At 38.1% G+C, this 12,416-nt stretch carries 10 protein-coding genes; 6 read left to right on the top strand and 4 right to left on the bottom strand.

What is annotated here, in order from left to right:
- The first annotated feature begins 9 nt into the window (after positions 1-9).
- Positions 10-843, top strand: coding sequence for an RMD1 family protein (locus F3D3_RS09230; RefSeq protein ID WP_069873255.1), 834 nt, complete (start codon positions 10-12; stop codon positions 841-843).
- Positions 844-922: 79 nt separating this feature from the next.
- Here F3D3_RS09230 and F3D3_RS09225 read toward each other — a convergent pair whose 3' ends face one another.
- Genes F3D3_RS09225 through F3D3_RS09210 form a run of 4 tightly spaced genes read right to left on the bottom strand, consistent with a single transcriptional unit; the run spans position 923 to position 5,518 of the window.
- Complete coding sequence (locus F3D3_RS09225) at positions 923-2,350, bottom strand: 4Fe-4S dicluster domain-containing protein (protein WP_069873254.1); 1,428 nt, start codon at positions 2,348-2,350, stop codon at positions 923-925.
- Between the two features lie 38 nt (positions 2,351-2,388).
- Positions 2,389-3,552, bottom strand: coding sequence for a PP2C family protein-serine/threonine phosphatase (locus F3D3_RS09220; protein WP_069873251.1), 1,164 nt, complete (start codon positions 3,550-3,552; stop codon positions 2,389-2,391).
- Position 3,553: 1 nt separating this feature from the next.
- Positions 3,554-5,275, bottom strand: a complete 1,722-nt coding sequence (locus F3D3_RS09215) for a [Fe-Fe] hydrogenase large subunit C-terminal domain-containing protein (protein WP_069873250.1) — start codon at positions 5,273-5,275, stop codon at positions 3,554-3,556.
- The gene (locus F3D3_RS09210; protein ID WP_069873248.1) at positions 5,276-5,518 is read right to left on the bottom strand and encodes a (2Fe-2S) ferredoxin domain-containing protein; all 243 of its coding nucleotides are present in this window, start codon (positions 5,516-5,518) and stop codon (positions 5,276-5,278) included.
- 762 nt (positions 5,519-6,280) lie between these two features.
- Here F3D3_RS09210 and F3D3_RS09205 point away from each other — a divergent pair.
- The 5 genes from F3D3_RS09205 (at position 6,281) to F3D3_RS09185 (ending at position 12,311) form a co-directional block, all read left to right on the top strand.
- Complete coding sequence (locus tag F3D3_RS09205) at positions 6,281-7,390, top strand: KamA family radical SAM protein (RefSeq protein WP_069873246.1); 1,110 nt, start codon at positions 6,281-6,283, stop codon at positions 7,388-7,390.
- Positions 7,391-7,606: 216 nt separating this feature from the next.
- Positions 7,607-10,195, top strand: coding sequence for an ATP-dependent chaperone ClpB (clpB, locus tag F3D3_RS09200; protein WP_069873244.1), 2,589 nt, complete (start codon positions 7,607-7,609; stop codon positions 10,193-10,195).
- 241 nt (positions 10,196-10,436) lie between these two features.
- Positions 10,437-10,856 carry a YjdF family protein gene (locus F3D3_RS09195; RefSeq protein ID WP_069873242.1) on the top strand — a complete coding sequence of 140 codons (420 nt, stop codon included), beginning with the start codon at positions 10,437-10,439 and terminating at the stop codon, positions 10,854-10,856.
- Positions 10,857-10,895: 39 nt separating this feature from the next.
- Positions 10,896-11,354 (top strand): MarR family winged helix-turn-helix transcriptional regulator, encoded by a 459-nt coding sequence (locus tag F3D3_RS09190; RefSeq protein WP_069873240.1) that lies wholly within the window; start codon positions 10,896-10,898, stop codon positions 11,352-11,354.
- Positions 11,355-11,699: 345 nt separating this feature from the next.
- The gene (locus F3D3_RS09185) at positions 11,700-12,311 is read left to right on the top strand and encodes a nitroreductase family protein (protein ID WP_069873238.1); all 612 of its coding nucleotides are present in this window, start codon (positions 11,700-11,702) and stop codon (positions 12,309-12,311) included.
- Positions 12,312-12,416 lie beyond the last annotated feature (105 nt).

Below are 12,416 nucleotides of genomic sequence, written 5' to 3'. Positions count from 1 at the left end.
AGGACACCTATGCAAACGGTTCGATTTTATAGTTTCAAGGTGAAAGAGACTTTTGATCTTGATAAAATTGCGGGCTATTTTAAAAGGACACGCTCTCTAAAATGGAGTGATTATATCGTTTTGGATAATCATATAGTGGAATCTATATTAAAAAGGACCATCAAAGGACATGAGGTGATTCTCTACCAATTTGGAATCGTTTCATTTATAAATTTTTACGAAGATGAAATGCGTGATTTTTTAGCCTTATTGGATCAAATTGAAACCTTAAACTACACAGGCTTTGCCAAAGATTATGAACATTATGAACTCGAAATTGGCGCATTTGGAGAAACTTTACATGAAACGCTTCAAACCGTGCCCCATAAGCAAGTTACAGAAATGATCGCTGAAACCATGGCAAAGTCCGTGGGACTTGCTCATGTGGAAAGAGCACTAGAGGGGCTTATGGATCAAATTGAGCCGCTTTTGATTCAGATGAGTAAAGGGCGTGTAAAAGTAGACCGACGAACGAAGCGTGTACTTGGAGAGATGATTTCTTTCAAATACAAATTGGCACAATCGATTGGACTCTTTGAGAAGCCTTCAACTTCCATTGTTCTAAAAGAGTGGCATGACCATATCATCGAATATTTTGAGCTGAATGATCGTTATGTTATCCTTGAAAGCAAGGTTGATGATTTGAGAAAAATGTTATTTCAATACTATAAATTCAATCAATCGATAAAGGATAGAAGACTTTTTATCTTTGAAGTCGTATTGCTGGCCTTTTTCCCGATCAGTTCATTGGCGAATTCAGGTGCTTTAAAGCGATTTGCTGAATGGCTTATGCAACTGTTTTAAAGTGGATTCTAATATTTAACACACGAGAAAGCACCCAGGGCATGGGTGCTTTCTCGTGTGTTAGGACTTTATTAATACTTTATTCTAAGGAGATGTGGATGTTTTCAAAAATTCTAAGGGCATCACAGGTGCGATCTTCGATGGCTTTTTTGGAGTACGCTTCAAGTGCTTTGAGATCCTTTGGACCATGATGCATCGTAACGGGCCCTTTGATACAGCCACCTTTGCATGCCATGCCTTCGATGAAATCTGCTTCAAGCTTGTTGAATTTGAGCAGTTTCAGCGCTTTATCACAAGCTTCAATGCCATCGCAGGCAAGAGGTGTAATATCCATGACACCTTGTTCTGCCATATAATTTGAAATGGATAAGGTGACACCGCCGCTTGCTGCAAATTTTCTGCCGAAATAAGAAGCATTGTTTAGGGGGGCAGTCTCAAGGGATTCCAAATCAATGTCATGTGCATCCATGAGTGCTGCAAGTTCTTCAAATGTAAGCACGTAATCGGTATCGGTAGATTTTTGTTTTTCTTTTTTCTTTGAGATGCAAGGTCCGATAAAGACCACAACGGCTTCAGGATCAATGGCTTTTATTAAACGTGCTGTGGCAGTCATTGGTGATACCGTCGATGAAATGTGAGTTTGAAGCTCAGGAAATTTCTTTTCAATATATTCAACAAAGCTCGGACAACATGAACTGGTAAGCACTTTACCATGATATTTCATTTTGATGAGTTCATCAGCCTCGTGTTTTGTGACGAGGTCAGCACCGAGTGCGACTTCCACAACATCTCTGAATCCCAGTTTTTTAATGCCACTGATCACCTTGCCTAAATCGACAAAATCGAATTGTGTGGCAAAAGCAGGTGCTACCATGGCGTAGAGGTGATTACTGTTTGATTTGAGAGATTCTATTACAGGTATTATTTCAGATTTATCTTGTATGGCACCAAAAGGACATTGGTAGACACATGCACCGCAGTTTATACATAAGTCATAATCTATAACCGCTTTTTTGCGGTGATCGATTTTAATCGCATTTGTGGGGCACTCTCTACGACAAGGTCTCATAACGTCAGCGATGGCGTTATAAGGACAGCTCTCTTTGCATCTGCCACATTCAATACACTTGCCATAATCAATGACCGCTTTATTACTTTGTATTTTTATAGCATCCACAGGACAGTTGTTAAGGCAACGATGTGCAATGCAACCACGACAGGTTTCAGTAATGGCATAGCGGTTGACTGGACATTGATCGCATGCGGATTCTAACACTTCAACAATACCTGGAATATGTGGATTGCCGCCGATAGCCATTTGTACACGGTCTCCTGTGATTGCACGTTCGTGAAATATGCAGCAACGGTACTGTTCTTCAGGTCCAGGATTGACTTTAAATGGAATTGTACTGAGCTGAGCTTCTAAGTTACCTTCAAAGGCCAAACGTGCCACTTCAATGAGCACAGTGCTTTTAATTTTTTGGACTTGATTTTCATATTTTCTCATTTGGTCACCTTTATTATTCTATTTTTCACATGTGTTGATCAATCTGTATATTCTAGTGTAACCAACTTTCCCATGTGGGTGAGTTCATTTACAATGTCTTTAATAATATTTGTCTTGATGCTCAATTCTTTTGGAAAATCGGGATTTTGATGTGCAGGATTGATTGCTCGTCCTACCCAAAAGTGGATATGTGTGGATTCTTCGAGCAAAAGTTTTAAAAGTCTACTGACGCCGTCTTTTTTGTTGAAAATGGGTTCATCTGCATTGAGATTGATCTGTTTGAGTTTCCCAAGGACCATTTTTAAGGTGAGCACACCTTCTGTAACGAGATCGATGCCTTTTATTTTAGCAGTGGGTGGGATCAGAGGATCTATATATTCAATTTCAGTGATGATTTCTCTATTGAGTTCGCGAGAGACTATATTGGCGGCTGTACCCCCACAGACAATCTTTTTCCCAGTTTGTGACATGAACTTTGAAACGGTTTCATGATCTTTAATTTTTAATTCTGGAGGGCCTGTAAGCACTTGAAGCCACTGTGGATTTCGGACTTTGACGGTGACCGCTGTGGTATCATCACCTGGCCTGTCGTCATATAATTTTTTACAAGTTTCTATCAGCCGTCTATTGAGCTTTTCAGCAGAAGGTGTGGATTGAAGTTCTAGAAATTCGGCGACATGTTGCCACTCCCAACCGTGGTTTAGGAGCCTGCCAACACCTGCATGGATGACACCGTCAGAGCAAAGTGTAATTTCATCATCCACTTCGAGTTTGAATTCACTGATCCAAACTTGTTTATCTGCTGATAGTAGTTTGATTTTGTCGATGGTCAAAATTTTATGATTTCTTAAAATGAAAACAGGAGGATTATCAAATTCGATGATTCTTGCATTGAGGTCTTGATCAATTTCTAAAATTGTAAAAGTAGAATAACCAATTTTTCGAACATTACAGATGGGAAGCGTGTGCGTGATCGTATCAATCGTTTCCTTTATATCAGCACCTTGTTCAAGCATAGTAATCATGATTTTGCTGGTTAAAGTGGCTAAAATATTCGCTTTTACACCACTGCCGAGACCATCGGCTAAAACGATAATCATGCGATTATCAGATTTGATGATTTCGACTTTGTCACCACAGAGTTCTTCACCATATTTGTTGAGTGAGTGGTGAGCAACATCCATATAGTATTCTGACAACATTTTAATCACCACCTTCAGTTAAGACTAATTTTTTGAGTTTGTTGAGCCCAATTTTAGTTTCAGCAGTGGTTTCACCTAATAAACTGGCGATTTCCTGTGCGACTCTCATCTGTTTTTCTATGACTTGTTGACAAGTGACAAGTGTTTCTTCTTTCACTTTTTCAAGTTCTGCTCTATTGCTTTCAGCTTCAGTAATGTCTGTAAAGATACCTACGTAAATCTTGCCGTTTTGAATCTTAACGACGTTGGAATAAAAAGTGCGGTCAACAGAGGACAGATAAATTTTTTTGCTCATATGATGATGGTTTGATGCTGCAATTTCTTCAAAGAGCGTATCATCTATAAGTGCTGCAATTGGCCAATAAGTGAGTTTGATTTTCGTCGCATTAAAAAGTTGATTAAAGGAAGGGTTTACTTCTTGAATACGGCGCTCTGAATCCAGTATACAGATGGCATTTGGACTGTTGTCAAAAATGATCGCTTGTAAGCTTTCTGCCTTTTTACGGAGTGTGTCTAGACACATATCGATGTCGGAGTAGCCTTTTGTGATCGCTACGGCTTTTTCATAACAAGAGCTGTAACCACAGGCACCACAATTGAGCTGATCCTTCATCGTATATTTGCCCATCTTTACTAATATTTCAGAAACTTGATGATCGTTTATAGCAATTGCATTGACAAGTTTGGGTATAAATTCATTATGCAGCTCAGCACTGGTGAGTCGATCATCAACATAGGGCTTGTCAGTAGGTAATAGTGGTGTTTTCTCGACATATTCTGTTAAAAGGTTCATTCTTTTATATAAAGAGGGTGCATCAGAAGGGACATCTGGGCCATTGATACAACTGCCAGAGCATATATTGAGTTCGGCACAATATCCTTTAATTTCACCGTTTTCAACGGAATTTAAAAAACTTTTACAGGCTTCGATGCCATCTACATGAATGTACTTATAAGCGGGGTTAATTCTTGTTTTTAGATCGCGCTTCCATAAGCTTCCGCCAAGTGGATATGCACGACCGCGTCTGCTGACAGGTGTGTCAAATGACATGGTTTCGAGTTCTGATAAGATAATATTCTCCTCAGAAAACCATCGATCAAGCTCTTTAAAGGTGATGACGGCATCAATCGATTCTGGATGATCAACAGCTTCTGCTTTTTTTGCAAGGCAAGGACCAATAAAAACGATCATATGATCATGCCCATATCTGGATTTCATATCGAGTCCATGTGCTGTCATAGGAGAGACCACAGGTATAACCGACTGTGTTGCTTTTTCATAGTAGTGTTCAATTAAGTAATTACTGGAAGGGCAACAACTGGTGATAATATTGTCAGTACCACCGTGTCCAATGTTTTTTTCATATTCTAAGGATATGATTTCTGCACCACGCGCCGTTTCTTCTACGATTTCAAAACCCAGTTGTTTTAAAGCAGTTGCCATTTGACCAGGGGTTTTCATCTTAAAGACACCTGCAAATGAAGGCGCAAGTGATACCAATACTTTTTTTTGTGCTTTTATGGCGTTTTGAACTTTTTCAAGATCGAGCTGAATGGTCAAAGCACCTTGTGAACAATGCATCTGGCAAAGACCGCATTTTATGCACAGATGATCAATTATATGACGTCTATTATTTGTAAAGGCAATCGCTTTAGTGGGACATACTCGGAGACATTTAAAACATTCATCACAAAGATCATGATCAAATTTGATAAATTCCAACTAAATCACCTTCTTTTTAAGATTTTCCATAAAGTTTTCAACGGCATCTGGTTCCATAGAGATTACTTCGCCTGAATCGATTTGGACAGATACAGCATCAGAACATTTACCTAGACAAAAAGAGGATTTTAAGATAATTGTTTCTTCAAGCTGATGCTTAGTAATGCAAGCTTGAAATTTCTTAATAACATCATAAGAGCCTTTTAAGTGACACGCACTCCCGATACATACTTTGATTTCCATTGGTTCCTCCTGTTTAAAAATGTTAACACCTGCCATAGTGACGATTTTAAAAGTGATGGCTCAACGATCTCAGTGTTGAGCTGTCGTCTTATAAAATTAAACTGCATAGATGAGATCGGTTTCGATTTGATGAGAATATAGGCTTCCCAATTTCAGGAAGGAGGAACAATCTTGATCGATACAATTCCGTCGACTAGGGCAGGTGGGGTTCATAATGTGAATAAGCATACTCAATTTGAATGGAAAGAAGTCTATCTGTTTATGCGTTAATAATATCACAAAGTAATGATTTCATCAATCTGGTTTCAACCCAAAAAATAATATGAAATTGTATCAATAAAGGATAAATATTACGAAAAAGATACAAAATGATGAATTTGAGTTGTAGGCAGCGCATAAAAGGGAAAAAATGCAAACAAATATGACGAATCAGACGCAATTATTTCATAAATGTAACTTTTGAGGTCGAAATTGAGAATAGGAATATCCAATGTTATTGACAATATATTAACGATAGTTCATATTTCTAGTTCAGAAACATACAATTCGATAGTAATGCGCAGGGGTTGTTAAGGTAGTGAAGCGGACTGAGCATACGCTTTGATTACTTGAGCTTGAAAAGTAAGTCTCTAAAAAGGGCTTAAAATCATGATGAAATGGTAACAATTTACTTTTTAATGATAAGTTTTTATGGTACAATAATGATATGAGTTAAGCACTGCTAATGAGTTAACACATAAATTAAATTTGAAGGGGGTAAAAATGACCTGGAAGGATTCTTTGAAGAACAACGTCAATACGGTTGAAAAACTCAAAGCATTTATTCGAATTTCACCAGAAGAGGAAAGTGATTACGCCAAAATAACAAAACATTTTCCCATATCATCAACGACTTACTATCTAAATCTAATTGATCCAGAGGATCCCAGTGATCCGATAAGAAAAATGGCAATACCATCTATAGGTGAATTTGATATGGATGGCGATTTTGATACAAGTGGTGAATCACAAAATACGAAGATGCAAGGGTTACAACACAAATATGCCACCACCGCACTGTTACTGTCTACAAATAAATGTGCGATGTATTGCAGGCATTGTTTTAGAAAAAGGCTCGTCGGTACAAATACGAGTGAAACAATTGGCTTCATCAACGAAGCTGTGACTTATATTCGTAATCATAAAGAGATTAACAATGTCTTGATTACGGGTGGCGATTCATTTTTACTCGAAAATGAAATGATTGAATCTTATTTACAAGAACTCACCACGATTGATCATCTGGATTTTATTCGATTTGGAACGCGGACTCCAGTCGTCTTTCCAGAACGCATCTATTCTGATCAAACGTTGTTGGGCATCTTAAGCAAATATTCAAAGCGTAAACGTCTTTATGTAGTGACCCAGTTTAATCATCCAAACGAATTGACTGAAGAAGCCGTTCGATCTGTCAAATGTCTATTAGATCACAACATCATCGTGAATAATCAGACCGTTCTCTTAAAAGGTGTCAATGATCAACCAAGGACACTTGCAACTCTCATTAATGGCCTTGTTAAATACGGGATTATACCTTACTACATTTTCCAATGTAGACCTGTAAAAGGTGTGAAAAACCAATTTCAAGTGCCTCTTGAAGAAGCTTACGATATCGTAGAAAATGCGAAAAAGTTAATGCATGGTCACAGCAAAAGAATTAAATTTTGCATGAGCCATGAAACCGGGAAGATCGAAATTGTTGGAAAATTCAATGATGAAATGATGTTCAAATATCATCAATCAAAATATGAAGCAAATTATGGTAGGCTATTTTCGGTCAAACTAGATGCAAAACAGGCTTGGTTAAGACCTGAAAATGTACCTCAAGATTAATTTTACCAAAGGTGTTGTATTTTCATTTTGGGTCGATTCTTAAGAATGCTCAAATGAATTTACAACACTTTTATTTATTTTGAATCAGAGGAACGCATACATAAAAAATTTACAAATCGTTTTATTTAGGAGAGGTTGAAGTTTTAAAGAAGAGCAGTTATAATTAAATTAGCACTCGACGATAGAGAGTGCTGACAAAACCGTTGGAGGTGTAAGATGAATTTAGAAAAAATGACACAAAAGACTTCTGAAGCTATTGAATTAGGGCATAAAATGGCCATTAAACTCAATCACGCAAAGGTGGATGGGGAGCATCTGCACTATGGCCTTTTAAAAGTAGAGAACAGCCTGATATTGAAAATTTTAGCCTATTTAAATATAGATACAGATGCCTATGTAAATGAAATTGAAGGCTATTTAGAGTCTCAACCTGAAGTCTTTGGCAGTGATGTTCAAGTCTCAGGGACGCGTAGGCTCAATCAGATTCTCATCCAAGCGGAAGAAGAGGCCAAAAAATTTAACGATGATTTTATAAGTGTTGAGCATGTTTTCATAGCACTCATTAAAGAGAGAAACACGTATTCTTCAAAGCTCATGACACGATATGGAATTACATTAGCCCATTTTTTTGAAGCTTTGCAAATGATCCGAAGTGATCAAAGAATCACTTCGGACAATCCTGAGGCGACTTATGAAGCTCTAAAAAAATATGCACAAGACCTCGTGGCACTTGCGAAATCCGGCAAATTGGATCCTGTTATTGGACGAGATGCAGAAATAAGACGCGTTATTAGAATTTTATCCAGAAGAACTAAAAATAACCCCGTTCTTGTTGGGGAGCCTGGCGTGGGTAAAACTGCCATCGTTGAGGGCTTGGCACAGCGGATTTTAAGTGGTGATGTGCCTGAAAGTTTAAAAAACAAAAAAGTGTTCGCGCTGGATATGGGGGCCTTGATTGCAGGGGCTAAATTCAGAGGTGAATTTGAAGAACGATTAAAAGCCGTTCTAAGCGAAGTTGAAAAGTCACAAGGCGAAATACTGCTCTTTATAGATGAACTTCACAATATAGTGGGTGCGGGTAAAACGGAAGGTGCAATGGATGCTGGAAATCTACTCAAACCGTTATTAGCGCGTGGTCAGCTTCATTGCATAGGTGCGACGACACTAGATGAATACCGTAAGTACATTGAAAAAGATGCGGCACTCGAACGCCGTTTTCAGACTGTTTTAGTGGAGCAGCCAACAGTTGAGGATACCATTTCAATTCTAAGGGGGTTGAAAGATCGATTTGAAATTCACCATGGTGTCAGAATTACAGATTCTGCTTTGGTGGCTTGTGCAGTCCTTTCGAGTCGTTACATTACAGAGCGATTTTTGCCAGATAAGGCTATCGATTTGATGGATGAGGCAGCAGCAATGATTCGGACTGAGATTGACAGCATGCCAAGTGATTTAGATGAAATATACAGAAGACAATTGCAACTGGAAATAGAAAGACAGGCGTTGATCAAAGAGACTGATAAGAGTGCTAAAGAACGTCTTGTTCAATTGGAATCAGAGATTTTGAGCATTAAAGAAAAATCTCATGATATGAAAGCACAGTGGGAAGTTGAAAAGCAAATTCTCACAAAAGAAAAAAATTTAAAAGCAGAAATCGAACAAACAAAGCGAGAGATCGAAGAAGCAGAGCGTGCTTATGATCTTGAAAAGTTGGCCAGTTTAAAATATGGGAAACTCCCTGCACTTGAAAAACAACTTGAAGAAGCTCAGAATAAATCCGAAACGCATGAAATGACATTGCTCAAAGAGGAGGTCACTGAAGTGGAGATTGCTGAAATCATTTCTAAATGGACGGGAATTCCGCTCAGCAAGCTCAACGAAACTGAAAAAGAAAAACTTTTAAATCTAGAATTTCATCTTCACAAACGTGTGGTGGGACAAGATGAAGCCGTTAATGCTGTTTCCGAGTCGGTTATAAGGGCAAGAGCAGGCCTTAAAGATCCAGAAAAACCAATTGGCTCATTTATTTTTCTTGGGCCAACAGGTGTTGGCAAAACGGAACTCGCAAAAGCGCTAGCGGAATCCCTTTTTGATGATGAACACAATCTCGTGCGGCTTGATATGAGTGAATATATGGAAAAACACTCTGTTTCAAGGTTGATTGGCGCGCCTCCAGGATATGTGGGTTATGACGAAGGTGGGCAACTTACAGAAGCCGTCAGACGGAAACCTTATTCGGTTTTGCTCTTTGATGAAATAGAGAAAGCACATCCAGATGTATTTAATATATTGCTTCAGTTATTGGATGAGGGTAGATTAACGGATAATCAAGGTAAAACCGTCAGTTTCAAAAATACGATTATCATTATGACTTCTAATATTGGCAGTGAACTCTTGCTTGAAAAGATTAAACAGGGTCAATTAGATGAGATGACTCGAAACGAAGTGCATCAGATGCTCTTCAGATACTTTAAACCAGAATTTATCAATCGAATGGATGAAATTGTATTGTTTACACCACTTAGTAAAATTCAAGTTAGACAGATCATTGATTTGACAATACGTCAATTACAAGGTCTTTTAACAGAACGCCATATTGAACTCTCCCTTACAGATGCCGCTAAAGATTACATTATTGACAAGGCCTATGTACCAGAGTTTGGTGCAAGACCGCTCAAACGTTATTTACAAAAACATTTGGAAACTCAAATGGGTCGAAAATTGCTATCTGGGGAAGTTTCGGATTATAGTAATATTTTGATTGATTTAAATCATGAAGGAGACCAATTGATTTTTAAAGCTTAAGGGGTTGAATTAAATAAGAGGTTGAATTAAATAGAAGACATGATAAGCGTTCGTATTTAGGGCGCTTACCTGTTTTTGTCGACTGAAATCTCATATGGACAAAGTTAATAAAATTAGATAACATAAGATTGCAGAGATAAAAACACGATCCGGTAGGTAGTCCGGATGCAGCTATGCTGTCAGTAACCTGCCCTCCTGGGGTTGTCCCTTCTCAAAAAATGCACAAAAAACAGGAGGCATTATGAATCAATTAACCGTTTTTTATGAAAATTCTTTTTGGATTGGTGTTTTTGAAGAGACAATTGATGGGAAAATCAGTATTTGCAAGGTAACTTTTGGAGCGGAGCCCAAAGGAGAAGAACTGCTGAACTTTATCACTCGGTATTATTTTAAACTAAAATTCAGTGGCTTTTATAACGAGGACGCAGAATTTATACAGAGTGCATCTAAACGAATAAATCCAAAACGATTACAGCGATTGGTTTCAAAAGAAGTGAGCAAGGTTGGTATTTCAACCAAAGCTCAAGATGCCATAAGAGCAGAAAGAGATTCCCAAAAAAAACTGAGACATTTTAAATCAAAGGCATTTAGAGAACAGCAGGAAAAAATAAAATTTGAAAAAAAACAAATGCAAAAAAAAGAAAAAAAGAAAGGGCATTAACGTATTGACAATGTCACTAATTAGTGATATATTATTTTCATGAAGAGGATAAACACTTATGGTGAAGAAAACGATACTAACTTAAAACTGGTCATTGCATTATCAAGAACTCAATTATCACTTGGACGAGACCTTCAAAATTTTCTTACGCCTTATAAATTGACAGTAGCACAGTTTGGTGTTCTGGAAGCTTTATATCACAAAGGGGATATGAAGATCTGTGAGTTGATTGAGAAGACTTTATCCACCAGTGGAAACATGACCGTGGTCATTAGAAATCTTGAAAAAGAAGGTCTTGTGACCAGACAGTCTAATCCGGAAGACCGTAGAGCTTTTTGGATACAGTTGACATCGAAAGGGGAGACCTTGATTGAAGCCGTTTTCAATTTACATCTCATGGAATTGAATCGTTTTTTCAAGTTACTCACCGAAGCAGAAAAACACCAACTTCACCACTTACTAAAAAAATTAAATGGATTGGTAGACAACAAGATTTGAGCCGAAAGATTCCCCCCGAGGCATCAGTCGGGGGGAATTGTAAGCGAAAATCGGTTTGAGGCATCGAAAGATGCATCAAATGTTGTCCTTACAACAAGATTTGAGCCGAAAGATTCCCCCCGAGGCATCAATCGGGGGGATTGCCCTTTTTTTTAAACTGATATCACTAATTAGTAATAAAACGATGTCGTATAGACATGCAAAACACCCATTACATTAATCATTGTCCGTCGAAACTTCGTTTCGCCTGACCCGTTCTCGTCTAACCGCTTAGAGCAGGTTAAACACTCCTGCCTCTAAACTGGACGAAAACTAATGATTTTAATCAAACAAGGAGGCAATATTATGTTATTAAGAGAAGTATTCACACAGAGAAGATCGGTCAACTTTTTCAATCCAGAAAAAGAGGTTTCAACAGAGACATTAAAAGAAATTATTGAACTTGCTGGCCTTGCGCCATCTGCTTTCAACTTACAACCTTGGCGTGTTGTTGCAGTAAAATCGGATGCTCAAAAAGAAATGTTATTTGAAAATGCCAATAAACAGCCTAAGATCAAAGAAGCACCTATGACTTTAATTATAGTGGGTGATCGAGAAGGGTATAGTCCAGATAATTCAATGTGGGCAGAGTTAAAGGCAATGATCGGAGATGAGCAAGCGAAAGGTGCAATAGATGCAGCTGGATTTTTATATGGCAGTTCAGAAGAGCGCAAAATTAAGTTTGCAGAGAGCAATGCAGGGCTCTATGCGATGTCCATTATGTTGGCGGCAAAAGAGCTCGGCGTGGACAGTCACGCAATGAGTGGAGTTGATTTTGAAGGGATCAAAAAAGCCTTTAACTTAAAAGCAAATGAAGAAGTGGTTATGCTTATTGGATTGGGTCATTATGACGAAAGTAAAGCACTTTATCCAAGAAGAGCAAGAAGAGAACTCGATGAAGTCCTCGAAATCGTATAGAGCACTAGAGTGTCAAAAGTAGACTGAATATGGGAAAAGCGCTCCTTTGGATGGATTCACCCAAAGGAGCGCTTTAATTTTTAAAAATAGCGATTAAAGTCTTTT

The organism is Fusibacter sp. 3D3 (assembly GCF_001748365.1).
GTDB lineage: Bacteria > Bacillota > Clostridia > Peptostreptococcales > Acidaminobacteraceae > Fusibacter_A.
This window is presented reverse-complemented; position numbering and strand designations above follow the sequence as displayed.